Source organism: Pseudomonas sp. PSE1(2024), from assembly GCF_050990555.1.
Classification (GTDB): Bacteria; Pseudomonadota; Gammaproteobacteria; order Pseudomonadales; family Pseudomonadaceae; genus Aquipseudomonas; species Aquipseudomonas aphyarum.
The window spans coordinates 4,699,294-4,723,545 of sequence record NZ_CP158967.1 but is presented as its reverse complement, the minus strand read 5'-3'; the positions used below and the strand labels follow the sequence as shown (position 1 = coordinate 4,723,545).

25 protein-coding genes are annotated in these 24,252 nt (G+C 61.4%); 19 read left to right on the top strand and 6 right to left on the bottom strand.

Annotated elements, in window-relative coordinates; translation table 11 throughout:
* Positions 1-39: 39 nt before the first annotated feature.
* The 7 genes from ABTV87_RS21365 (at position 40) to ABTV87_RS21335 (ending at position 8,124) form a co-directional block, all read left to right on the top strand.
* A complete protein-coding gene (locus ABTV87_RS21365; protein WP_007950821.1) occupies positions 40-1,044 on the top strand; it encodes a substrate-binding domain-containing protein in 1,005 nt (334 codons plus the stop codon).
* 56 nt (positions 1,045-1,100) lie between these two features.
* Positions 1,101-2,645, top strand: coding sequence for an L-arabinose ABC transporter ATP-binding protein AraG (gene araG, locus ABTV87_RS21360; protein ID WP_221533153.1), 1,545 nt, complete (start codon positions 1,101-1,103; stop codon positions 2,643-2,645).
* 12 nt (positions 2,646-2,657) lie between these two features.
* Positions 2,658-3,626: an L-arabinose ABC transporter permease AraH gene (araH, locus tag ABTV87_RS21355; RefSeq protein ID WP_011335422.1), complete on the top strand. Its 969-nt coding sequence runs from the start codon at positions 2,658-2,660 to the stop codon at positions 3,624-3,626.
* Positions 3,627-3,811: 185 nt separating this feature from the next.
* Positions 3,812-4,525: a GntR family transcriptional regulator gene (locus ABTV87_RS21350; protein WP_433898317.1), complete on the top strand. Its 714-nt coding sequence runs from the start codon at positions 3,812-3,814 to the stop codon at positions 4,523-4,525.
* A complete protein-coding gene (locus tag ABTV87_RS21345; RefSeq protein ID WP_085745048.1) occupies positions 4,522-5,520 on the top strand; it encodes an ADP-ribosylglycohydrolase family protein in 999 nt (332 codons plus the stop codon). The genes ABTV87_RS21350 and ABTV87_RS21345 overlap by 4 nt, the downstream gene beginning before the upstream one ends.
* Positions 5,521-5,735: 215 nt before the next feature.
* Positions 5,736-7,202 (top strand): purine-cytosine permease family protein, encoded by a 1,467-nt coding sequence (locus ABTV87_RS21340; RefSeq protein WP_433898316.1) that lies wholly within the window; start codon positions 5,736-5,738, stop codon positions 7,200-7,202.
* Positions 7,195-8,124 (top strand): PfkB family carbohydrate kinase, encoded by a 930-nt coding sequence (locus ABTV87_RS21335; protein ID WP_433898315.1) that lies wholly within the window; start codon positions 7,195-7,197, stop codon positions 8,122-8,124. The genes ABTV87_RS21340 and ABTV87_RS21335 overlap by 8 nt, the downstream gene beginning before the upstream one ends.
* Positions 8,125-8,254: 130 nt before the next feature.
* Here ABTV87_RS21335 and ABTV87_RS21330 read toward each other — a convergent pair whose 3' ends face one another.
* The 4 genes from ABTV87_RS21330 to ABTV87_RS21315 form a co-directional block, all read right to left on the bottom strand.
* A complete protein-coding gene (locus tag ABTV87_RS21330; protein WP_433898314.1) occupies positions 8,255-8,635 on the bottom strand; it encodes a Rho termination factor N-terminal domain-containing protein in 381 nt (126 codons plus the stop codon).
* A gap of 88 nt (positions 8,636-8,723) precedes the next feature.
* Complete coding sequence (locus ABTV87_RS21325; protein ID WP_011335416.1) at positions 8,724-8,978, bottom strand: hypothetical protein; 255 nt, start codon at positions 8,976-8,978, stop codon at positions 8,724-8,726.
* Positions 8,979-9,030: 52 nt separating this feature from the next.
* Positions 9,031-9,375 carry a hypothetical protein gene (locus ABTV87_RS21320; RefSeq protein WP_039770633.1) on the bottom strand — a complete coding sequence of 115 codons (345 nt, stop codon included), beginning with the start codon at positions 9,373-9,375 and terminating at the stop codon, positions 9,031-9,033.
* 82 nt (positions 9,376-9,457) lie between these two features.
* Entirely contained in the window at positions 9,458-10,126 is a 669-nt protein-coding gene (locus tag ABTV87_RS21315) for an HD domain-containing protein (protein ID WP_433898313.1), read from the bottom strand.
* A 111-nt stretch (positions 10,127-10,237) separates the two neighbouring features.
* On the opposite strand from ABTV87_RS21315, the gene ABTV87_RS21310 reads away from it, so the two are divergent.
* The 6 genes from ABTV87_RS21310 to ABTV87_RS21285 all read left to right on the top strand — a co-directional run bounded on the left by ABTV87_RS21310 (position 10,238) and on the right by ABTV87_RS21285 (position 16,014).
* Positions 10,238-10,720, top strand: a complete 483-nt coding sequence (locus ABTV87_RS21310) for a GNAT family N-acetyltransferase (protein ID WP_007950842.1) — start codon at positions 10,238-10,240, stop codon at positions 10,718-10,720.
* Between the two features lie 193 nt (positions 10,721-10,913).
* On the top strand, positions 10,914-11,903 hold the full coding sequence (locus ABTV87_RS21305; RefSeq protein WP_085607288.1) for a 2-dehydro-3-deoxygalactonokinase: 990 nt from the start codon (positions 10,914-10,916) through the stop codon (positions 11,901-11,903).
* A gap of 19 nt (positions 11,904-11,922) precedes the next feature.
* A complete protein-coding gene (locus ABTV87_RS21300; RefSeq protein WP_433898312.1) occupies positions 11,923-12,543 on the top strand; it encodes a 2-dehydro-3-deoxy-6-phosphogalactonate aldolase in 621 nt (206 codons plus the stop codon).
* 48 nt (positions 12,544-12,591) lie between these two features.
* Positions 12,592-13,740, top strand: coding sequence for a galactonate dehydratase (gene dgoD / locus ABTV87_RS21295; protein WP_007950849.1), 1,149 nt, complete (start codon positions 12,592-12,594; stop codon positions 13,738-13,740).
* A 99-nt stretch (positions 13,741-13,839) separates the two neighbouring features.
* Entirely contained in the window at positions 13,840-15,150 is a 1,311-nt protein-coding gene (locus ABTV87_RS21290; RefSeq protein WP_085607282.1) for an MFS transporter, read from the top strand.
* A 60-nt stretch (positions 15,151-15,210) separates the two neighbouring features.
* On the top strand, positions 15,211-16,014 hold the full coding sequence (locus ABTV87_RS21285; protein WP_007950852.1) for an IclR family transcriptional regulator: 804 nt from the start codon (positions 15,211-15,213) through the stop codon (positions 16,012-16,014).
* A gap of 4 nt (positions 16,015-16,018) precedes the next feature.
* On the opposite strand, the gene ABTV87_RS21280 is transcribed toward ABTV87_RS21285, so the two are convergent.
* Positions 16,019-17,071 carry an NAD(P)-dependent alcohol dehydrogenase gene (locus ABTV87_RS21280; RefSeq protein ID WP_011335405.1) on the bottom strand — a complete coding sequence of 351 codons (1,053 nt, stop codon included), beginning with the start codon at positions 17,069-17,071 and terminating at the stop codon, positions 16,019-16,021.
* 191 nt (positions 17,072-17,262) lie between these two features.
* Here ABTV87_RS21280 and ABTV87_RS21275 point away from each other — a divergent pair, with 191 nt between their 5' ends.
* Complete coding sequence (locus ABTV87_RS21275; RefSeq protein ID WP_007950856.1) at positions 17,263-18,153, top strand: AraC family transcriptional regulator; 891 nt, start codon at positions 17,263-17,265, stop codon at positions 18,151-18,153.
* A 66-nt stretch (positions 18,154-18,219) separates the two neighbouring features.
* Here ABTV87_RS21275 and ABTV87_RS21270 read toward each other — a convergent pair whose 3' ends face one another.
* Positions 18,220-19,884, bottom strand: a complete 1,665-nt coding sequence (locus tag ABTV87_RS21270) for an electron transfer flavoprotein-ubiquinone oxidoreductase (RefSeq protein WP_007950858.1) — start codon at positions 19,882-19,884, stop codon at positions 18,220-18,222.
* Between the two features lie 525 nt (positions 19,885-20,409).
* Here ABTV87_RS21270 and ABTV87_RS21265 point away from each other — a divergent pair.
* The 5 genes from ABTV87_RS21265 (at position 20,410) to ABTV87_RS21245 (ending at position 24,183) form a co-directional block, all read left to right on the top strand.
* Positions 20,410-21,159 (top strand): electron transfer flavoprotein subunit beta/FixA family protein, encoded by a 750-nt coding sequence (locus ABTV87_RS21265; RefSeq protein WP_433898311.1) that lies wholly within the window; start codon positions 20,410-20,412, stop codon positions 21,157-21,159.
* Between the two features lie 2 nt (positions 21,160-21,161).
* A complete protein-coding gene (locus ABTV87_RS21260; protein WP_007950863.1) occupies positions 21,162-22,091 on the top strand; it encodes an electron transfer flavoprotein subunit alpha/FixB family protein in 930 nt (309 codons plus the stop codon).
* Between the two features lie 80 nt (positions 22,092-22,171).
* Positions 22,172-23,008 carry a substrate-binding periplasmic protein gene (locus ABTV87_RS21255; protein WP_433898310.1) on the top strand — a complete coding sequence of 279 codons (837 nt, stop codon included), beginning with the start codon at positions 22,172-22,174 and terminating at the stop codon, positions 23,006-23,008.
* 9 nt (positions 23,009-23,017) lie between these two features.
* Positions 23,018-23,374, top strand: coding sequence for a DUF4398 domain-containing protein (locus ABTV87_RS21250; protein ID WP_170929392.1), 357 nt, complete (start codon positions 23,018-23,020; stop codon positions 23,372-23,374).
* Positions 23,371-24,183, top strand: a complete 813-nt coding sequence (locus tag ABTV87_RS21245; RefSeq protein WP_433898309.1) for an OmpA family protein — start codon at positions 23,371-23,373, stop codon at positions 24,181-24,183. The genes ABTV87_RS21250 and ABTV87_RS21245 overlap by 4 nt, the downstream gene beginning before the upstream one ends.
* Positions 24,184-24,252: the final 69 nt, after the last annotated feature.

The following is a 24,252-nucleotide window of genomic DNA, read 5'->3' as shown; positions in this document are numbered from 1 at the left end:
TTCAAATAACGCTCAAGAAAAATAACAAGGAGTCTGCTTATGAAACGTCGTTTCGGGATTCGTACCCTGTGCAGTACCGCGCTGGCGGTCACTGCGTTCAGCCTGAGCAGTTCGCTGCTGGCCGCCGATCCGGTGAAGATCGGTTTCCTGGTCAAGCAGGCCGAAGAGCCGTGGTTCCAGACTGAATGGGCCTTCGCCGAGAAAGCTGCCAAGGACAAAGGCTTCGAGCTGATCAAGATCGCCGTACCGGACGGCGAGAAAACCCTCTCGGCCATCGACAGCCTTGCGGCCAACGGCGCCAAGGGCTTCGTCATCTGCCCGCCGGACGTGTCCCTCGGCCCGGCGATCATGGCCAAGGCCAAACTCAATGACCTGAAAGTCATCGCCGTCGACGACCGCTTCGTCGACGCCAACGGCAAGTTCATGGAAGACGTGCCGTACCTCGGCATGGCCGCGTTCGAAGTCGGCCAGAAGCAGGGCGCCGCCATGGCCGCCGAGGCGAAAAAGCGTAACTGGGACTGGAAAGACACCTACGCGGTGGTCAACACCTACAACGAACTCGACACCGGCAAGAAGCGCACCGACGGCTCGATGAAGGCCCTCGAAGACGCCGGCATGCCGAAAGATCACATTTTGACTGCCGCCCTGAAAACCCTCGACGTACCGGGCAGCATGGACGCCACCAACTCGGCGCTGGTCAAGCTGCCGGGCGCGGCGAAGAACCTGATCATCGGCGGCATGAACGACAACACCGTGCTGGGCGGCGTGCGCGCCACCGAAGCTGCCGGGTTCGCCGCGGCCAACGTGATCGGCATCGGCATCAACGGCACCGACGCCATCGGCGAACTGAAAAAGCCCAACAGCGGCTTCTACGGTTCGATGCTGCCGAGCCCGCACATCGAGGGCTACAACACCGCGAGCATGATGTACGAGTGGGTCACCACCGGCAAAGAACCGCCGAAGTACACCGCGATGGACGACGTCACCCTGATCACCCGCGACAACTTCAAGCAGGAGCTGGAGAAGATCGGTCTGTGGAACTGACGGCAGCGGCGGCCCGGGCAGCCGGGCCGCTTGAACGGTGTGATGAGGTGGCTTAAATGCACGCGCAAGTACAGACACAAGAACACAGCGCCAGCGGCAGCCTGCGTTTCAACGGGATCGGCAAGACCTTCCCGGGCGTGAAGGCGCTGGACGGCATCAGTTTCGTCGCCCACCCCGGGCAGGTCCACGCCTTGATGGGCGAGAACGGCGCCGGCAAATCGACGCTGCTGAAAATCCTCGGTGGCGCCTACATTCCGAGCAGCGGCGAGCTGCAGATCGGCGATCGGACGATGGCGTTCAAGTCGACCGCCGACAGCATCGGCAGCGGTGTGGCGGTGATTCACCAGGAGCTGCATCTGGTGCCGGAAATGACCGTGGCCGAGAACCTGTTCCTCGGTCACCTGCCGGCCAGTTTCGGCCTGATCAATCGCGGCGCGCTGCGTCAGCAGGCGTTGGCTTGCCTTAAAGGCCTGGCCGATGAAATCGATCCGCAGACCAAGGTCGGACGCCTGTCCCTCGGCCAGCGGCAACTGGTGGAAATCGCCAAGGCGCTGTCCCGTGGCGCGCATGTGATTGCCTTTGACGAACCGACCAGCAGCCTTTCGGCGCGGGAAATCGACCGGTTGATGGCGATCATCGGCCGACTGCGCGACGAAGGCAAAGTCGTGCTTTACGTCTCCCATCGCATGGAAGAAGTGTTCCGCATCTGCGACGCGGTGACGGTGTTCAAGGACGGTCGCTACGTGCGCACCTTCGACGACATGAGTCAGTTGACCCACGATCAACTGGTGACTTGCATGGTCGGGCGCGACATTCAGGACATCTACGATTATCGCGGTCGTCCACGCGGTGCCGTGGCGCTGAGAGTCGATGGCTTGCTCGGCCCGGGCCTGCGCGAGCCGATCAGTTTCGATGCGCACAAAGGCGAGATTCTGGGCCTGTTCGGACTGGTTGGGGCAGGGCGCACCGAGCTGTTCCGGCTGCTCAGCGGTCTTGAGCGCAACACCGCCGGACGCCTGGAATTGCGCGGCCATGAACTGAAGCTGCGTTCGCCCCGCGATGCAATTGCTGCCGGGATTCTGCTGTGTCCGGAGGATCGCAAGAAGGAAGGCATCATCCCGCTCGCCAGCGTCGCCGAGAACATCAACATCAGTGCGCGTGGCGCGAACTCCGGTCTCGGTTGCCTGCTGCGCGGGATCTGGGAAAAGGGCAACGCCGACAAACAGATCAAGGCCCTGAAAGTGAAAACGCCCCACGCCGGGCAACAAATCAAGTTCCTGTCCGGCGGCAATCAGCAGAAAGCCATTCTCGGCCGCTGGCTGTCGATGCCGATGAAAGTCCTGCTGCTCGACGAACCGACCCGCGGCATCGACATCGGCGCCAAGGCCGAGATCTACCAGATCATCCATAACCTGGCCGCCGACGGTATTTCGGTGATCGTGGTGTCCAGCGATCTGATGGAGGTAATGGGCATTTCCGACCGCATTCTGGTGCTGTGCGAGGGCGCCCTGCGTGGCGAAGTCAGCCGCGACCAGGCCAACGAATCCAACCTGCTGCAACTGGCTTTGCCGCGCCACCGCGCTGACGGCGTGGCGAACTGAGAGGTGACTATGATGACAACCCAAAACGAAACCCTGCCGACCGAGCGCAAACCTCTGGATATGCGGCGCTTCCTCGATGACTGGGTGATGCTGCTGGCGGCGGTGGGCATTTTTGTCGCCTGCACCTTGCTGATCGACAACTTCCTCTCGCCGCTGAACATGCGTGGCCTGGGCCTGGCGATTTCCACCACCGGGATCGCCGCGTGCACCATGTTGTATTGCCTGGCGTCGGGACATTTCGACTTGTCGGTGGGTTCGGTGATTGCCTGCGCCGGGGTGGTTGCGGCGGTGGTCATGCGCGACACCAACAGCGTGTTTCTCGGCGTCAGCGCGGCGCTGGTGATGGGCCTGATCGTCGGCCTGATCAACGGCATCGTGATCGCCAAGTTGCGGGTCAATGCGCTGATCACGACGTTGGCGACCATGCAGATCGTCCGTGGCCTGGCCTACATTTTTGCCAACGGCAAAGCGGTGGGCGTATCGCAGGAATCGTTCTTCGTGTTCGGCAACGGCCAGTTGTTCGGCGTGCCGGTGCCGATTCTGATCACCATCGTCTGCTTCCTGTTTTTCGGTTGGTTGTTGAACTACACGACCTACGGGCGCAACACCATGGCCATCGGTGGCAACCAGGAAGCGGCGTTGCTGGCAGGGGTGAATGTTGACCGCACGAAGATCATCATCTTCGCGGTGCATGGGGTGATCGGTGCGCTGGCGGGGGTGATTCTGGCGTCGCGGATGACTTCGGGTCAGCCGATGATCGGCCAGGGTTTTGAGCTGACGGTGATTTCGGCTTGCGTGCTGGGCGGGGTTTCGTTGAGTGGCGGGATCGGGATGATCCGGCATGTGATTGCCGGGGTGTTGATTCTGGCGATTATCGAGAATGCGATGAACCTCAAAAATATCGACACGTTCTACCAATACGTTATTCGAGGGTCGATTTTGTTGTTGGCTGTGGTTATCGACCGACTCAAGCAACGGTAATTCGCAATACCCTGTGGGAGCGAGCTTGCTCGCGATAGCGGTAGATCCGACACTTTGATGTCGGATGTGCAGGCCTTATCGCGAGCAAGCTCGCTCCCACAGTTCATCCTGTCTACCGAACCTTCCGTCACTTCCAGATAAATACTCCTTGCTCGCCCTGTCTTGTTTCGGTTATCACTTTGTACATGATTAGACAGGTACGATTTGACAAGAAACAACGGGTGGTCGACGAGCTCGTCCGACGCATCGAAAGCGGCCTCATGGAGGACGGCTTTCTGTTGCCCGGCGAGCATCAGTTGGCTCAGGAATTCAACGTCAGCCGTGGCACGTTGCGCGAAGCGCTGGCCGAACTGAAGCGGCGCAATTACATCGCCACGCAAAGCGGGGTCGGCTCCATCGTCACGTTTGACGGGGTGGTGCTCGACCAGCGCAGCGGCTGGGCCCAGGCCCTGGCCGACAGCGGGGCGATGATCAATACCGACGTGCTGCGTCTGGAGGCCGTGACACGTGCGGATCTGCTTGCGCGTTTCGGCTCCGATCAATTCATTCTTCTCGAACGTCGCCGCCGTTCCAACGACGGCACGGCGGTGTCCCTTGAACGTTCTCTGATGCCCGCCACCGGAGGCCTGGAAAGCCTGCCGAGGGTCGGCCTGATCGACAATTCCCTGACCATCACCCTGGCCGCCTACGGCTACGTCGGCGAGCGCGGCGATCAATGGATCGGCGCCGAACCGCTCAACGCCGTGGACGCCGAACTGCTCGGCCGCCCGGAAGGCACGGTGTTCCTCAAGGCATTGCGCACCACCTACGATCGGCAGAACCGTTTCATGGAACAGGTCGAAAGCCTGCTCGACCCGGTGCATTTCCGCCTGCACCTGCAATTTGGAGAATCGAAATGACCGCCCTCGACCGTGCCCTGGGCGCGTTTTACGGCCTGGCCCTCGGCGACGCGCTGGGCATGCCGACCCAATCCCTGAACCGCGAAACCATCAAGCAGCGCTTCGGCCAGATTACCGATCTGCAGGACGCCGGCCCCTTGCAGCCGATTGCCGCGAACATGCCCAAAGGCTCGATCACCGACGACACCGAACAGGCGATTCTGGTCGGCGAGTTGCTGGTTGAAGGCAAGGGCCGGATCGAACCGGCGGTGCTCGCGCAACGGCTGATCGAATGGGAAGCCGAGATGCAGGCCAAGGGCTCGCAGGATTTGCTCGGCCCGTCGACCAAACGTGCGATCGAAATGATCCTCGCCGGCCATTCGCCGGAAGAGGCCGGGCGTTATGGCACCACCAACGGCGCAGCGATGCGCATCACCCCGGTGGGCATCGCGGCGGATGTCGCCGACCCCGAACGCTTTATCGCGGCGGTGGTGCAGGCCTGTCAGGTCACTCACAACACCACGCTGGGGATTTCCAGCGCGGCGGCGGTGGCGGCGGTGGTTTCGGCCGGCATCAACGGTCTGGATCTGGGCGAGGCGCTGAACCTCGGTCAACAGATCGCCCAGCAAGCGGAAGCGCATGGGCACTGGGTGGCCGGCGGGCGCATCGCCTCGCGGATCAGTTGGGCGCGCAGCATCAGTGTCGAAAGCGACCCGGTGTTGCTCGCGGATCTGCTGTACGACGTGATTGGCACTTCGGTGGCGTCGCAGGAATCGGTGGTGGTGTCGTTCGCCCTCGCGCAGCAAGTCGCGGTCGGTGAAATGACGCCGTTCGATGCGCTGTGCATGGCCGCGAGCCTGGGTGGCGACACCGACACCATCGCCGCGATTCTCGGCGCCATGCTCGGGGCCTGCCTGGGTCTGCAGAGCTGGCCGGCGCCGATGATCGAGACGGTGAAGGCCGTCAATGGTCTGGAGCTGGAACCGTTGGTGCAGGGGCTTTTGGCCCTGCGTTGACCGGGCTGACGCCATCGCGAGCAAGCTCGCTCCCACAGGGGCTGTGTGAACACCACAAATTAAAATGTGGGAGCGAGCTTGCTCGCGAAAGGCGCACCACAAATCCTGAATATTCACCCGCAATGGATCGCGCAGACAGGCCCAGGAAGGGCGGGATGTCTTGTCGTTCTGCGTCATTGCCACAACCACAATAAAGGCAAACAGGAGCATTTTTCATGAGTTCATCGAACGCCGGGCAAAGCGCCGGGCAACTGGAAACCCGGGGCATCGAACCGGTGCCGGAAGGCGAGTGCAACGGCCATCCGCTGCAACTGTTCTGGGTCTGGTTCGCTGCCAATATTTCCATCCTCGGCCTGCCGCTGGGCGCCACGCTGGTGGCGTTTCGCGGCCTGGCGATCTGGCAGGCGATCATTGTCGCGATCCTCGGCGCTGCCGGTTCGTTCGCAGTGGTGGGGATCATCTCGATTGCCGGCCGTCGCGGTCGTGCGCCTAGCCTGACCCTGTCGCGGGCGATCTTCGGTGTGCGCGGCAATATCGGCCCGACGCTGGTCTCGCTGATGTCGCGTCTGGGCTGGGAAACCGTCAACACCACCACGGCCGCATTCGTGCTGCTGTCGTTGTGCTCGATCCTGTTCGGCTCGCCGGTGGAAGCCAAAAGCGCGCCGGTGCTGACCCTGATCTTCATCGCGATTTTCGTGCTGCTGACCCTGTCGGTATCCGGCCTCGGCCACGCCACGTTGCTGGTGATCCAGAAGTGGGCGACCTACGTGTTCGGCGCGCTGAACATTCTGGTCGGCGGCTTCCTCTGCGCGACCATCGACTGGAGCGCGGTGTTCAACGCCACACCAGCTCCGATGAGCGCAATGATCATCGGTATCGGCACCATGGCCGCCGGCACCGGGATCGGCTGGGCAAATGCTGGCGCCGACATGTCGCGCTATCAGCATCGCAGCGTCAAAGCCGTGCGCCTGGTCGCTTCGGCGGCGTTCGGCGCAGGGATTCCGCTGGTGCTGTTGATCACCCTCGGCGGCCTGCTGTCGGTGGGCAACAACGACCTGGCGTCGGCGACTGACCCGATCGTGGCGATCCGCGACATGCTGCCGACCTGGATGGCCGTGCCATACCTGATCACTGCATTCGGCGGCCTGCTGTTGTCGAACAACCTGTCGGTGTACTCCGCCGGCCTGACCACGCTGACCCTCGGCCTGAAGGTCAAGCGCGTGTACGCGGTGGTGGTCGACATCGTGGCGATCTTCGCCGGTTCGATCTACTTCATGCTGATCGCCGACAGCTTCTACGGCCCGTTCATCACCTTCATTTCCCTGCTGGCAGTGCCGATCACCGCGTGGGTCGGGATCTTCGTGGTCGACCTGATTCACCGTCACTACTACAGCCCGCAAGACCTGCTCGACGTCAGCCCGAGCAGCGCCTACTGGTACAGCGGCGGCATCGAATGGCGCGCGTTCGGCGGGTGGGCGATTGCCATCGTGCTGGGCTTCAGTTTCACCACCATCGGCACCACGGCTGAAAATGTCTGGTTCAAGGGCTTCCTGTCCGATTCGTGGCTGGGCCACAACGGCCTCGGCTGGATCGTGACGTTCGTGGTCGCCGGCGGCATTTACTTCGTACTCGGCGGGGCGAGAGATCGCCGCGCCGCGCAATCCGAGAATGCTCATGCCTAAGATGTTGCACACCGGCCAGGTCATCATCGACCTGGTCATGGCCGTGGATGCGCTGCCGCAAATCGGCGGCGACGTGTTGGCGCAGTCCGCCAGTTTCGAAGCCGGCGGCGGCTTCAATGTGATGGCTGCCGCTGCGCGTAACGGCTTGCCGGTGGTCTATCTCGGTCGCCACGGTAGCGGCCGATTCGGCGATCTGGCGCGGCAGGCGATGAACGCCGAAGGCATCCGCATCGGCATCGAACAACCTGCAGAACGTGACACCGGCATCTGCGTGGCGCTGACCGATGCGTCGGCCGAGCGCAGTTTCATCTCCTACATCGGCGCGGAAGGTGAGGTGACGGCAGCTGAGCTGAACAGCGTCGCCGCCGAGACGGGGGACTACGTCTACGTCAGCGGTTACAGCCTGCTGCACAGCGGCAAGGCCCAGGCGTTGCTGGACTGGACGCTGGCGCTGCCGAAGACGATCAACGTGGTGTTCGATCCAGGTCCGCTGGTGGAATCGCCGGACTCACCGATGATGCAGGCGTTGCTGCCGCGCATCGATGTGTGGACCAGCAACAGTGTCGAGGCGCTGCGTTTCACGGGTGCGGCTGACATTGAAACCGCGCTGGACCGATTGACCGTGCACCTGCCAAAGGAGGTGCTGATGGTCGTGCGCGACGGTCCGCAGGGTTGCTGGATTCATCAGCGCGGCGAACGCCAGCATGTGCCGGGTTTCAAGGTGCAGGCGGTGGACAGCAACGGCGCGGGCGACGCGCATGCAGGCGTATTCGTCGCCGGGCTGGCACAAGGACTGGCCGCTCACGAAGCCGCCCGGCGCGCCAACGCTGCGGCTGCGTTAGCGGTCACTCGCTGGGGCCCGGCGACCGCTCCTGGCACTGCGGAGGTTGATGTGCTGATCAGCAAAAAATGCACTGACTGAACGATCGCAATTGCTGGCAAGCCAGCTCCCACAGGTTTCAGTAGGGGGCGCAGTTTTTGCGAGCCCTTTGATTTCTGTGGGAGCTGGCTTGCCAGCGATAAGGCCTTCAGGCGTTACATCCAGTCTGGACCTAGCCGGCTCTGCGCAACGCCGCAATCAACTCATCTTTACGCATCGACGAACGCCCGGGGATTTTCCGCTCCCGGGCCTCCTTGCGCAGGCTGTCGACCGTCTGCACTTCGCGTGAAGCTTTGCTATTGCGCGAATGTCCCTCGCGGCTTACTGTCGCGCGCCGCGCCGACTCCTTGCGATCCGCAGCTTTGGCGCTGGCCGGTTTCCGACGCCCGGAACCTCCGGCATTCTCGCCGCCGCCGGACTGTTTGTTCACTGTCGCCCAGGCGCGGGCCTCGGCTTCGTCCTTGGACATCCCTTTGTTTTGATAGCTGTCTTCGATGTGTTCGGCTTTGCGCTTCTGTTCTTCAGTGTATTTGGCTTTGCTTCCACGAGGCATGGCGAGTCTCCTGGTGGTTGGATAAATCCCGGTATGAGCTGGCGCAGGCAATGCATTCGAACACTGCCTGCGCCAGTGACCGCAAGCGTCAGGTATCGAGTTTACGCGCCGCTTCCACACCTGCAGCGCTGAGCTTGATCGGCAGATTCAGCGAATGCTCTCCTGCTTCATTGCAAGTGATGTGTCCGTGGTGAATCAGTCCACGCTCCTGCAAGGCGGCGAGGGCACTGGCCACGACTTTCTCGCCGCGATAATTGTCCAGCACCTCTTTGCCGAGGCCGCTTGGGTGGGCATGCAACAGGCGGGTGAGGACTTCTTTTTCCAGGTTTTTATCGACGTTCATGGTTACCTCTTCAAGGAAGTGGATAAGACACGTTGCGTGGATGAAGCACGGATCACTGTCCTGCGCCTTCAGAGCCCGAACCACCCGTGGTGGTTTTCGAGCCGACGCCGGGGCCGGCGTTGTCGGGGGCGGCCGGAGCGTCGGGGGTGTTCATGCCGCCTTGGCGACCGGGATCGCTGCCCTGGGTGCGAGGATCGGTTCCCGTCGCGGGTGGCTGATTGATCAGCGGTACACCCGAACCGTCGGTATTCATACCGGGGGCACTGTTGATGGCGGGGGCTCTTGGCTGGGTAACCGGATCGGTCGGCCCGGTACCGGCAGCGGTGGTCGAGGCGGCGAATACCGCCGGGCTGAGGAGGGTAGCGAATACGAGTGCAGTCAACCTTGACGAGATCATAGGGTGTCTCCAGTGATTGAAATCCTTACCTCCTTTTGGTCTGCCCTCGTGAAAGATTGGTGCCTGATGATCGACGAACGGTTCAGAAGGGCTGAGCGCTTTCGAGGCCGATCTCTTCCTTGAATTGCTCCATGAAACCTTTCAAGCGTCGATGACGGAGCTGTGCCAGACGTTGACCGGCAACGGTCTGGAAACCGTCGGCGAGGTGCAGCAGTTTGGTCTGGAAATGGTCGAGGCAGAATCGCTTGTCGTCGTAGTCCCTTTCCCGGGCCTCGGGATCTTGCGGGTCGTACAGCGCGCTGCCCATGCGTCCGGCGGTGTAAAAGGTGCGGGCGACGCCGAGCATGCCGAGGGAGTCGAGACGGTCGGCGTCCTGCACCAGTCGCGCTTCGAGGGTGAGCGGGGCGATGTTTGCGGAAAAGCTGTGGGCCTCGATGGCGTGGGTAACGGCGTCGATTTTGGCTTCGGGCCAATGCATGTTCGCCAGCACCTTCGAGGCTTTTTCCGCTGCCAGGCGTGATGCCTGTGAACGCAGCGGCGAGTTCTTTTCCACGGCCACACAATCGTGCAGCAACACTGCAGCGAGCAGCACTTCAAGGTCGCCACCTTCCTCGGCCTGCAAGGTGCGCGCGTTGTGCCAGATCCGTTGCAGATGCGACAGATCATGAGCGCCGTCTTCCGACGGTTCCAGCGCGTGGGGCAGCAGTTCGGCGGCGAGCTCCGTGAGATGTGAAAAAACGAGATTGTTCATGGGAGTCCTTGCGAGTCATCGGCCGCGCTAGCCTAATCCGTGGATTGCCATGTGACGAGCGCCGCGCGCCGCCTTAGTATGGCGTTTTCCTTTTTCCGACAAGGCCCGTCCATGACGATCGAAATCCGCCCGGCGACCCCCAGCGATGCACCGCAAATCCTCGCGTTCATCACCGAATTGGCAGACTTCGAAAAGGCCCGTCACGAAGTCATCGCCAGCGTTGCCGACATCGAGCGCAGCCTGTTCAGCGAAGGCGCCACCGCCCACGGTCTGATCTGCCTGCGCGACGGCGTACCGATCGGTTTTGCGGTGTTCTTCTTCAGCTATTCGACCTGGCTGGGCAGCAACTGCCTGTACCTCGAAGACCTCTACATCACCCCCGAACAACGAGGCGGCGGCGCTGGCAAAACCCTGCTGCGTCACCTCGCGAAAATCGCCTGCGCCAACGACTGTGGCCGCTTCGAATGGAGCGTGCTGGACTGGAACACTCCGGCCATCGAGTTCTACAAATCCCTTGGTGCCCAGCCGCAGGAAGAGTGGGTGCGTTACCGCATGGATGGCAAGGTGTTGCGCGAGTTTGCCGAGGGCAACTGAGCCGCGCCAGGAATATCGCAGCCCGAGACGGCTCCTGCAGGGAAGTTGAATTTCTCTGAAGGCACTGTTTCTGCCTGCGATATTTTTTTGCCATCGTCCCATAATGTGGGAATGATATTTATATATTGAGATTTTGTTGTGCCCGGGTTTATAGTCCAGCTCACTCACTGCCAATAACAAAACAGGTGAAGCGATGCTGGCGCAATTGATCGCGCTCGATTGGGGGACGACCTCACTACGTGCTTACAAACTCGCGGCGGGCGGGCAGGTGCTGGCGCAGCGGTCGCTGTCGTTCGGGATCATGCAGTTGCCGAAGACGCCGAGGGTCATCAACGGTCGTGAATGCTCCGACGGTTTTGAACTGGCGTTCGACGAGGCGTGCGGCGACTGGCTCGACGCGCAGCCCGACTTGCCGGTGATTGCCTGCGGCATGGTCGGCAGCGCCCAGGGCTGGCGCGAAGCGTCCTACCGCGATACGCCGGCCAACGTGGCCGATCTCGGAAAATCCCTGCAAACCGTTCGCAGTCTTCGCGGTGTTGATGTGCACATCGTGCCGGGTGTGATTCAGCGCTCGACGCTGCCGAACGTGATGCGCGGCGAAGAAACCCAGGTACTCGGCGTCCTGCAGAATCTGCCGGTCGAGGCGGGCAATGATCTGCTGATCGGCCTGCCGGGCAGTCATTCGAAATGGGTGGAAGTGGCCGACGGCTGCATCACCCGTTTCGACACCTTCATGACCGGCGAAGTGTTCGCCGTACTCAGCGAACACAGCATTCTCGGCCGTACCCAACAGCACAGCGCGACGTTCGATGCCGAGGCGTTTGATCGCGGCGTGCAGGTGGCGTTGTCGGCAGAAGGCGAAATCGGCGTGCTGTCGACCCTGTTCAGCGCCCGCAGCCTGGGCCTGACCGGTGAACTCGGCGCCACCGCGCAACCGGACTATCTGTCCGGCCTGCTGATCGGCCATGAACTGACGGCGCTGGCCGCCGTGCAACGACGTCGGCGCAACAGCACACATCTTCCTTCGATCATCCTCATCGGCAACGCGCAGTTGTGCGCCCGTTACAGCCGTGCCCTTGACGCCTGCGGTTTCGCCCGGGTGACCCTGGCCGAGCAGGCCACCGAACGTGGTCTGTGGCAACTGGCGCTCGCCGCCGGACTGATCGATTCCTCATCCCGTTAACCCTGACTGGAGGCCTGACATGCTCAAGCAAGCACTGGCGCAAAACGGTCTGATCGCGATCCTGCGCGGCCTGCATCCGCAGGAAGCCGCCGCTGTCGGAGAAGTCCTGTATGCGGCCGGATTTCGCGTCATCGAAGTACCGCTCAATTCCCCTGCGCCGTACGAAAGCATTCGCATCCTGCGTAAGACCCTGCCCGCCGATTGCCTGATCGGTGCCGGCACGGTGCTGACCCCGGAACAAGTGGAATTGGTGAAGGAGGCCGGCGGCCAGGTCATCGTCATGCCCCACAGCGATGCCAAGGTGTTGCGGGCTGCGAAAGCGGCGGGGCTGTACCTGTCGCCGGGCGTTGCCACACCGACCGAAGCCTTTGCGGCACTGGAGGAGGGCGCTGACATTCTCAAGCTGTTCCCGACCGAGCAGATGGGCCCTGCGGTGGTGAAAGCCTGGCTGGCGGTGTTGCCGGTCGGGACGATTCTGGCGCCGGTCGGCGGCATCACGCCGGACAACATGCAGGCGTTCATCGACGCTGGCGTCAAAGGCTTCGGCCTCGGGTCCGGGCTGTTCAAGCCGGGCATGACGACTGAGCAAGTGGCGGCCAATGCCAAGGCCTACGTGGCGGCCTGGAAAGCCCTTCGCTAAGACTTTTCCGGCGCTGCGTGCGCTGCATCTAACAAGAGAGACAAGCAGATGAAAATCACCAAACTCACCACCTTCATCGTCCCGCCGCGCTGGTGCTTCCTGAAAGTTGAAACCGACGAGGGCGTGACCGGTTGGGGCGAGCCCGTGGTCGAGGGCCGGGCCCACACGGTTGCTGCAGCGGTTGAGGAATTGTCCGACTACCTGATCGGCAAAGACCCACGCAATATCGAAGACATCTGGACCGTGCTGTATCGCGGTGGCTTCTACCGGGGCGGCGCGATCCACATGAGCGCACTGGCCGGCATCGATCAGGCGTTGTGGGACATCAAGGGCAAGGCCCTCGGTGTGTCGGTCAGCGACCTGCTCGGCGGTCAGGTGCGGGACAAGATCCGCGTGTATTCGTGGATCGGCGGCGACCGTCCGGCAGACACCGCGCGGGCCGCGAAAGAGGCGGTGGGCCGTGGTTTTACTGCAGTGAAAATGAACGGCACAGAAGAGCTGCAATTTCTCGATACCTTCGAAAAGGTCGATCTGGCCCTGGCCAACGTTGCCGCCGTGCGTGATGCGGTGGGGCCGAACGTCGGCATCGGCGTCGACTTCCATGGCCGGGTGCACAAGCCGATGGCCAAGGTGCTGATGAAGGAACTCGATCCGTACAAACTGATGTTCATCGAAGAGCCGGTGCTCAGCGAAAACTACGAAGCGCTGAAAGAACTGGCACCGCTGACCAGCACGCCGATTGCCCTCGGCGAGCGGCTGTTTTCGCGCTGGGACTTTAAACGGGTGTTGAGCGAAGGTTACGTCGACATCATCCAGCCAGATGCGTCCCACGCCGGCGGCATCACCGAGACCCGCAAGATCGCCAACATGGCCGAAGCCTACGACGTGGCGCTGGCACTGCATTGCCCGCTGGGGCCGATCGCATTGGCTGCGTGTCTGCAACTGGACGCCGCTTGTTACAACGCGTTTATCCAGGAGCAGAGCCTGGGCATCCATTACAACGAGAGCAATGACCTGCTCGATTATGTGAAGGATCCGCGGGTTTTCGACTACGACAAAGGCTTCGTGAAAATCCCGAACGGCCCGGGCCTGGGGATCGAGATCAACGAGGAATACGTGATCGAACGCGCGGCGGTCGGCCACCGCTGGCGCAACCCGATCTGGCGCCATGCCGATGGCAGTTTTGCCGAGTGGTGATTGGCTGATTTCCTTCTAAGAGATCGTTCCCACGCGGAGCGTGGGAACGATCTCGCCAACAAACCCCGACCTCAATAAACATAAGAAGAGGCGCTCCCCATGCAACCGCAAACCCTCACCGGGCAAGCGACGTTAGTCACGCCCAGCCGCAAGCGATTTTTCATCATGGTGTTGCTGTTCATCACCGTGGTCATCAACTACCTCGACCGCAGCAACCTGTCGATTGCCGCCCCGGCACTGACGACGGATCTGGGCATCGACCCGGTGCACGTCGGGCTGATCTTTTCCGCCTTCGGCTGGACCTACGCCGCCATGCAGATCCCCGGCGGCTGGCTGGTGGATCGGGTGCCACCGCGCATCCTGTACAGCGTTGCGCTGCTGTTGTGGTCGCTGGCCACGGTGATGCTCGGTTTCGCCGCCAGTTTCATCGCCCTGTTCGTGCTGCGCATGGCGGTCGGTGCGCTGGAAGCACCGGCGTATCCGATCAACAGCCGCGTGGTGACGACCTGGTTTCCCGAGCGTGAGCGGGCCACGGCCATCGGCTTCTATACCTCCGGGCAGTTTGTCGGGCTGGCGTTTCTGACCCCGGTGCTGGCGTGGCTGCAACATGAGTTTGGCTGGCACATGGTGTTTGTCGCGACCGGCGCGGTGGGCATTGTCTGGGCGGCGATCTGGTACGCGGTGTATCGCGAACCGCGTGATTTCAAAGGCGCCAACCAAGGCGAAATCGATCTGATCCGCGAGGGCGGCGGGCTGGTGGATATCGCCGCCGAAACCGCCAAGGTGAGGGCGAAATTCAGCTGGACCGATCTCGGCATCGTCCTGAGCAAACGCAAGTTGTGGGGGATCTACCTCGGCCAGTTCTGCCTGAATTCGACGCTGTGGTTTTTCCTGACCTGGTTCCCGACCTACCTGGTGAAGTATCGCGGAATGGACTTCATCAAGTCCGGCCTGCTGGCGTCGCTGCCGTTTCTCGCCGCGTTCATCGGCGTGCTGTGCTCCGGGTTCTTCTCCGACTTCCTGATCCGTCGCGGCTGCACCGTCGGGTTTGCACGCAAGCTGCCGATCATTGGCGGGCTGCTGATTTCCACCTCGATCATCGGCGCCAACTTCGTCGAATCGACGCCGTTGGTGATTGCCTTTTTGGCGCTGGCGTTTTTCGGCAATGGGCTGGCGTCGATCACCTGGTCTCTGGTCTCGACACTGGCGCCGGCGCGGTTACTGGGCTTGACCGGCGGGGTGTTCAACTTCATCGGCAACCTGTCGGCGATTGCCACGCCGATTGTCATCGGCTTCCTGGCCAGCGGCGATTCGTTCGCACCGGCGATCACCTACATCGCGGTTCTGGCATTGATTGGTGCTTTGTCCTACGTGCTGCTGGTGGGCAAGGTCGAGCGCATCGAGTTGTAGTCGGCCATGCCGGGCGACCATAATGCCGCCCGTTCCCTCGCTCAACGCTAAAGGCTGGATATGCAGGAAGACGCCCCAAAAACCGCCAAGGACGCCGCGCCGACCGGCACCCAGACCCTGCTTCGCGGGTTGGGTGTGGTGCAGGCCGTCGCCAGTGGCGCCCGCGATCTCAAAGAGATTGCCCGCCTGATCGGTACCACGCGCAGTACCACTCATCGTCTGGCCAGTTGTCTGGTGGACGAGCGCTACCTGCGCGTCGTGCCGCAAGTCGGTTATCTGCTGGGGCCGAAGCTGATCGAACTGGGTTTCCAGGCGCGCGAAGAGTTGCCGCTGGTGACCCTGGCCGGTCCGTATCTGGACGAGTTGTCGGCGCTGACCGGCGACACCGTTCACCTGGGGATTCGCGAAGGCGACGAGGTGCTTTATTTGTTGAAGAATCCGGGACGCAACGGCCCGGAAATGCGCTCGCGGGTCGGCCATCGCATGCCGTTGGCGCGGACCGGGATCGGCAAGGCCTTGATGCTGGATGACGCGCCGCAGGACTGGCAGCGTCTGTACGACATCAGTCTGCCGGCGGGTGGGAAAAGTCAGTTCTGGCCGCAGCATCCCCAGCAGTCGTGGGAGCAGCTGGAGCAGCGGATGACCGAATACGTGGCCGGCGGCTACGCGTTCGATCTGGAAGACAACGAGCCGTCGATCCGTTGCGTGGCGGCGCCGATCCGCGACGCGAGCAAGCGCATCGTCGCGGCGATCAGCATCGCCAGCACCGTGCCGTACATGCCGCTGGAAAAAATGGCCGAGCTGATTCCCCTGATCAAAGGGGTCACAGCCCGGCTCTCGGCGGAGCTAGGCTTGAAGGTCTGAGGAATCAGAGCTTCAGAGTCGCCATGTCGATGACGAAACGATACTTCACGTCGCCGGCGATCATGCGGGCGTAGGCTTCGTTGATCTGGCGGATGTCGAGCATTTCGATGTCGCAGCTGATGTTGTGCTCGGCGCAGAAATCCAGCACTTCCTGGGTTTCAGCGACGCCACCGATCAACGAACCGGCCAATACGCGACGACCCAGCACCAGTTTCGCGGCGTGAACCGGCGGATCGATCGGTTCGATCAGGCCCACCAGAATGTGCACGCCGTCGAAGCGCAGGGTGTCGAGGTACGGGTTGAGATCGTGCTGCACCGGAATGGTGTCCAGCAGGAAGTCGAAACGACCGGCTGCAGCTTTCATCTGCTCTTCGTCGGTGGACACGATCACATGATCGGCGCCCTGACGACGACCTTCCTCGGCCTTGCTCGCCGAGCGGGTGAACAACGTCACTTCAGCGCCCATGGCCTTGGCGAACTTGATGCCCATGTGGCCGAGGCCGCCCATGCCCAGAATCCCGACCTTGTCGCCGGCCTTCACGCCGTAGTGCTTGAGCGGCGAGTAAGTGGTGATGCCAGCGCAGAGAATCGGTGCGGCAGCCGCCAGATCCAGCTTCTCTGGAATGCGCACCACGAAGTGCTCGCTGACCACGATGCTGTCCGAATAACCGCCCATGGTGTTGCTGCCATCGACCCGGTCCGGAGTGGCGTAGGTCATGGTCGGGCCTTCGAGGCAGTATTGCTCGAGGTTCGACTGGCAGGCTTCGCAGGTGCGGCAGGAGTCGACCATGCAGCCGACGCCGACCAGATCGCCGACCTTGTGCTTGGTGACATTCGCACCGACGGCGGTGACTTTTCCGACGATCTCGTGGCCGGGCATCAACGGGTAAACGGCGATGCCCCATTCGTTGCGCGCCTGGTGGATGTCGGAGTGGCAGACGCCGCAGTACAGAATTTCGATGGCGACGTCGTCGGCCCGTGGGCTGCGGCGTTCGAACTTCATCGGGGCGAGGGGCGTGGTGGCCGTTTGAGCGGCATAGCCGATGGCGGTGTACATGTGAAACCTCGCAAAAGCAGTGACAAGTGAGGCGGCGCATTCTGGGCGCCGTCCGGTCGTCCGGCCATGGCGATTCCTCCGGGTGTCATGCCTAATCCTCCGGCATGCGGGGTTGATCGGTCGCATTGGCAAAAGGATCTGCGATGATGCTTTCATCCCTTTTTTCGTGATTTTTTCTGAAGAGCTACCCGATGCAATTGACCCGTCACCTTGATGCCAACGCCACCCTGGTTTCGCTGATCGAACCGCTGGCGCTGCGCGATGGTTACAGCCAGACCGGGCTGCCGGGCGTGCAGGTGTTGCGCGCCAGTTGCGATGTCGCCCGTGGTCCGCACATTTATGAACCGAGCCTGATGATCATCGCCCAAGGCAGCAAACTGGCGTATCTGGGGCCGCGCACCATGGAGTACGGCGCCGGGCATTACCTGATTCAGGCGTTGCCGGTGCCGTTCGAGTGCGAGACCTACGCGTTGCCGGACGCGCCGTTGCTCGGCGTGTCGGTGGCGATCGACCGGGTGCTGCTCGGTGAACTGGTGCTGGCCATGGGGCTGGCGCCGGGGCGGCATATTCCGGCGCAGACACCGGAGTCGATGACTTCGGTGGTGCTCGACGATGACATGCGCGGTTGCGTCGAACGCTTGCTGCGCTGTCTGCACGATCCGCTGGAGTGCCAGATTCTCGGGCCGGCGCGGGTGCGGGAGTTGTTGTTCGTAGCCTTGCGCGGTCCCCAGGCCGATGTGCTGCGGGCATTGGTGGAGCAGCAGGGTCAGTTTGCCCGGGTGGCGGCTTCGATCAGCCATTTGCACTCGCACTACACCGAACCGTTGAACGTCGAGACGCTGGCCAGTTGCGCGAACATGAGCGTTTCGACCTTTCATGAGCATTTCAAACGCAGCACGTTGCTGTCGCCGGTGCAGTATCTGAAGCGTTTACGTTTATTGAAGGCGCAGACGTTGTTGATCGCCGAAGGACTGGGAGTGGCGCAGGTGGCGCATCGGGTGGGGTATCAGAGCACGTCGCAGTTCAGTCGCGAGTACAAACGCTATTTCGAGCGCAGTCCGGGGGATGAGCGAGCGGCTTGATTTTCACCAAATCGCAGGCAACAAAAAGGCCCCCATAAAGGGAGCCTTGATGTTCAGCAGGTCGACTTACATGTTCGGGTAAGTTGGGCCGCCGGCGCCTTCCGGCGTCACCCAGGTGATGTTCTGCGAAGGGTCCTTGATGTCACAGGTCTTGCAGTGCACGCAGTTCTGGGCGTTGATCTGGAAGCGCTTCTCGCCGTCTTCCTTGGTGATCACTTCATACACACCGGCCGGGCAGTAGCGCTGTGCCGGCTCGTCGTACAGCGGCAGGTTCTTGCTCAGCGGGATGGTCGGGTCGGTCAGTTTCAGGTGGCACGGCTGTTCTTCTTCATGGTTGGTACCGGAGATGAACACCGAGCTCAGCTTGTCGAAGCTGATCTTGCCGTCGGGTTTCGGGTAGTCGATCTTCTTGCAGTCGGCCGCGAGCTTGAGGCAGGCGTAGTCAGGCTTGGTGTCGTGCAGGGTGAACGGCAGTTTGCCGCCGAAGATGTTCTGGTCCAGCCAGTTGAAACCGCCGCCGACGATGGCGCCGAACTTGTGGATCGCCGGGCCGAAGTTGCGGCTGGCGAACAGTTCTTCGTAGAGCCAGCTTTTCTTGAAGGCGTCGACGTAAGTGGTCAACTCTTCAGTGCCGTCCTTTTCAGCGAACAGCGCATCAGCCACGGATTCAGCGGCGAGCATGCCGGACTTCATCGCAGTGTGGCTGCCTTTGATCTTGGCGAAGTTCAGGGTGCCGAGGTCGCAACCGATCAGCGCGCCGCCCTTGAACACCATCTTCGGCAGCGAGTTCAGGCCACCTTTGCAGATTGCACGTGCGCCGTAGCTGATGCGCTTGCCGCCTTCTAGGTACTGCTTGAGTACCGGGTGATGCTTGAGGCGCTGGAATTCGTCGAACGGCGACAGGTAGGTGTTGCTGTAGGAAAGATCGACGATCAGGCCGACCACCACCTGGTTGTTTTCCAGGTGATAGAGGAACGAGCCGCCGGTGTTCTCGGTGCCCATGATGTCCATCGGCCAACCGGCGGTGTGCACCACCAGGCCCGGCTGGTGTTTGGCCGGGTCGATTTCCCAGATTTCCTTCAGGCCGATGCCGTAGTGCTGGGCGTCGGCGTCGCTGTCGAGGTTGTAGCGCTTGATCAGTTGCTTGCCGATGTGGCCACGGCAGCCTTCGGCGAACAGCGTGTATTTGCCACGCAGTTCCATGCCAGGGGTGTACAGGCCTTCTTTCGGGTGACCTTCGCGGTCGACGCCGAGGTCGCCGGTGATGATCCCGCGCACCACGCCGTTTTCATCGATCAGCGCTTCCTGAGCGGCGAAGCCCGGGTAGATTTCCACGCCCAGGTTTTCAGCCTGCTGAGCGAGCCAGCGGCACAGGTTGCCGAGGGAGATAATGTAGTTGCCTTCGTTGTGCATGGTCTTGGGCACAAAGAAGTCAGGAATTTTCTGCGCGCTTTCGGCGTTTTTCAGCACGAAAATGTCATCGCGGGTGACTGGCGTGTTCAGCGGAGCGCCGAGTTCTTTCCAGTCCGGGAACAGTTCGTTCAGGGCACGTGGTTCGAATACGGCACCGGACAGGATGTGCGCGCCGACTTCGGAGCCTTTTTCGACCACGCAGACGCTGATTTCCTTACCGGCTTCGGCGGCCTTCTGCTTCAGACGGCAGGCGGCGGACAGGCCAGCGGGGCCGGCACCGACGATGACCACGTCGAATTCCATGTATTCGCGTTCCACAGGCTATCTCCTACTCAAGGCTCAACAGTTTTTTTTCTAATTTGGAGGTTCGGTGTCGTATCCGTTATTGCCTTTACGTTAACGTCAAGGCTAATAATGGGCAAACCACCTTTCTCTCTAGGCGGCGCATTATATCTACACCACTCCTAGCGTCCAATACAAACGTTTGTTTGAATCGGCTCCAGCCCAGAGAAATCAAAGAAGCGCGGCTTATGACAGGGCATTTTGGCGTATTGACCAGAATGGGCGTTCCGGTCAAGATACGGGCGGTTTTGCGCTCGCCGTAGGCTGAATGGTGGTTTCAAGAGCACCTCTAAAGACAGGGCGTAGGCGGTAACCGGTGATGCGCAGCGCAGGTTCGGCGCGCAGTTTACACACCGCGAAGCGGCATGACTCGTCGGTTACGACTGACGAACGGTCATCCCGCTCAGCCGGCGTTTTTAGAGGTGCCCTTGTGCCCGATGAGCATCAACCGCCAGGTTCGCCTAGGCGACTTTCTTTTCACCGGAGAGTAACGAGGAATCCATGAAGGTTCTTGTAGCTGTCAAACGCGTTGTGGATTACAACGTCAAGGTTCGCGTTAAGGCGGACAATTCCGGCGTAGACCTCGCCAACGTCAAGATGTCGATGAACCCGTTCTGCGAAATCGCAGTGGAAGAAGCCGTACGCCTGAAAGAAAAAGGCGTTGCGACTGAAATCGTCGTCGTCTCCATCGGCCCGTCCACCGCTCAGGAACAGCTGCGTACCGCACTGGCTCTGGGTGCCGACCGCGCCATCCTCGTCGAATCCGCTGAAGACCTGACTTCCCTGGCCGTGGCCAAGCTGCTCAAGGCCGTGGTCGACAAGGAACAGCCTCAACTGGTGATCCTGGGCAAACAGGCCATCGACAGCGACAATAACCAGACCGGCCAGATGCTCGCTGCACTGAGCGGCTACGGTCAGGGCACTTTCGCCTCGAAAGTCGAAGTCTCCGGCGACAGCGTTGCCGTGACCCGCGAAATCGACGGCGGCGCGCAGACCGTTTCCCTGAAACTGCCAGCGATCGTCACCACCGACCTGCGTTTGAACGAGCCGCGCTACGCGTCCCTGCCAAACATCATGAAAGCCAAGAAGAAGCCTCTCGAGACGCTGACTCCGGACGCTTTGGGCGTTTCCACCGCCTCCACCAACAAGACCCTGAAAGTCGAAGCGCCGGCTGCACGCAGCTCGGGCATCAAGGTCAAGTCGGTGGCTGAACTGGTCGAGAAACTGAAAAACGAAGCGAAGGTAATCTGATCATGACTATCTTGGTAATCGCCGAACACGACAACAAGGTGCTGGCTCCGGCCACCCTGAACACCGTGGCTGCCGCTGCCAAAATCGGCGGCGACATCCACGTTCTGGTTGCAGGCCAGGGCGCTGGCGCCGTGGCTGAAGCCGCCGCGAAAATCGCTGGCGTGAGCAAAGTCCTGAACGCTGACAATGCTGCCTACGCGCATCAGCTGCCGGAAAACGTTGCTCCTCTGGTAGCAGAGCTGGGCGCTGGCTACAGCCACATCCTGGCTGCCGCCACTTCCAACGGCAAAAACATCCTGCCGCGCGTTGCTGCCCAGCTGGACGTTGACCAGATCTCCGAGATCATCTCGGTAGAAAGCGCTGATACCTTCAAGCGTCCGATCTACGCCGGTAACGCCATCGCTACCGTGCAATCGACCGCTGCGATCAAAGTGATCACCGTGCGTGCCACCGGTTTCGACCCGGTTGCCGCTGAAGGTGGTTCGGCTGCCGTTGAATCCGTTGCCGCTGCTCACAACGCCGGCACTTCCAGCTTCGTCAGCGAAGAACTGGCCAAGTCCGATCGTCCTGAGCTGACCGCTGCCAAGATCGTCGTTTCCGGCGGCCGCGGCATGCAGAACGGCGACAACTTCAAACACCTGTACGCTCTGGCCGACAAGCTGGGTGCTGCTGTGGGTGCATCCCGCGCCGCGGTCGACGCAGGTTTCGTACCGAACGACATGCAGGTCGGTCAGACCGGCAAGATCGTTGCGCCACAGCTGTACATCGCCGTCGGTATTTCCGGCGCGATCCAGCACCTGGCCGGCATGAAAGACTCCAAAGTGATCGTTGCGATCAACAAGGACGAAGAAGCGCCGATCTTCCAGGTGGCCGATTACGGCCTGGTGGCGGATCTGTTCGAAGCCGTACCTGAGCTGGAGAAGCTGGTCTAATTCGGCCGCTTCACTTATAAAGAGCCCGACCTTTTGGTCGGGCTTTTTTTTGTCTCGGATTTGAGTGGGAGCGTTTCGCCATGGATCTGCATCGTCGGTTGGGCTGCTCGTGGTTGCTGGGGCTGGCATTGTTGCCGGGCCTGTCGGTGGCGGCGGGCAAATGCGAGCGGCTGGTCGTCACCGGCAGCCCGGATGCACCGCCGTATCTCTGGCAGGATCCGCAGAACCCCAAACAACTGATCGGTGCCAGCGCCGACCTGTTGCAACAGGTGGCGAAAGAGCTGGGGATCAAAGTCGATCTGCTGTACGCCGGCAAGCGTTCCCAGGCCCTCGACGAAGTGCGCAGCGGGCGCATGGACATGCTGGCTGACGCGCCGCTGACCTTCAACGAGCTGGAAAACCTCGACTATATACACCCGCCGTTGCTGGAAAACGACTATCTAGTTTGGACCCGCAAGGGGTCGACTCTGGTCTACAGCGAAGCGAAGGATCTCCAGGGCCATCAAGGAGGCTTGTCGGAAAAGTCTCGAATGACCCCGGCATTCGGCACTTTCGCCGAGCAGCAATTGACCCTGACCCGTACGGCAAACCTGACTCAGGCGTTTCAGAAACTTCTGCTGGGCGAGGTGGAATATGTACTCGCCGGTCGCTACTCGGGCATGGCGGCCGCGCAGGCACTGGGCATGGCCAAAGATCTGCTGGCCTTTGAACAACCCATCGACCGCCCCGGTCTGTTCCTCGCGGTTTCGCACAACTCGGCCTGCAACGATCCGTGGTTGCGCGGACAGCTGGCCAAAAAGATGACAGAATTGCCCGCGTCCGGCCTGACGGAAGCCGCGCTGCAACGCAACATCGAGCGATGGAAGGCGCAGCAGCAACAGCCGCCGCAACCACCTGTCAGCGCCCCAAAACAGTAGGGATTCTTAGTGAGTAATCGACTTCTTTTCGCGGCCATGGCCGTTCTGGCCCTGGCCGGTTGCGCCAGCGATCCGGCACCCAACGAACAAATGCGCCTGACCGAGCAGGCCCTTGAGCAAGCCAAAGCCGTGGGCGCCACCGCCGAAGACGTGCCGGAAATGAAACTGGCAGAAGACAAGTTCAACCGGGCCAAAGGCAGCATGGCGGGTGAGTCCTACAAGAATGCGCGGATGCGATTCGAACAGGCCGAACTCGACGCACGTCTGGCGGAAGCCAAAGTGTTGACCCAGAAGAGCGAAGAGCAAGTGAACGTGCTCAACACCCGCATCGTCCGACTGCGCAAGCAACTGGGGGATGCCCAATGAGCCTGAAGTCCAAAGCCCTCGGCACTCTGATCCTCGCCGGTTGCGCCAGTCTTTACGGCTGCGCCGGTCAGCACAGCGAATCCGCATTGCAGCAGGCCAGCACCGACTTCCAGAAGGTCAAGGAAGATTCCAACGTGCTGCGTATCGCGCCGAAAGACGTGATCCGCGCCGGTGAGTCCCTGGCCCGTGCCGATCGTCTGTCGACGTACTGGGGCAGTGGCTCGGACGTGGTGCATTACGCCTACCTGAGCCAGCGCTACAGCGAAATCGCCCGTGAGCACACCAATCAGGTGCTCAACGAAGAGCGTGTGTCGAAGCTGGAACTTGAACGCCAGCGCCTGCAACTGGCCCTGCGCGAGTCGAAATTGCTAAGCGTGCAACAGCAGGGCAAATGGCTGGAAGAGCAGATCGTTGCGCTGGCCACCACCCAGACCGATCGTGGTCTGGTGATGACCCTCGGTGACGTGCTGTTCGATACCGGTGAAGCCGAGCTGAAAAACTCGGCCAACCGCGTGGTGCTGAAGATCGTGCAGTTCCTGCAACTCAACCCGAAACGCATCGTGCGCATCGAGGGCTACACCGACAGTACCGGCGGCAAGCAGGAAAACCTCAAGCTGTCCCGTGATCGCGCGCAGTCGGTGGCTGACGTGCTGACGGACCTGGGCATCGACGAAAAACGCATTCAGGTCGAAGGCTACGGCGACGAATATCCGGTGGACGCCAACGCTTCCGAGCGTGGGCGTGCGCAGAACCGTCGAGTGGAAATCGTGTTCTCCGACGAAAAAGGCCAGCTCGGCGCCGCCCGCTGAGGGTGGCGTTACTGGAAAGCCCGGGCTGTCAGGCAGCACCGGGCTTTTTTACGTCTGTCGATTACCTCA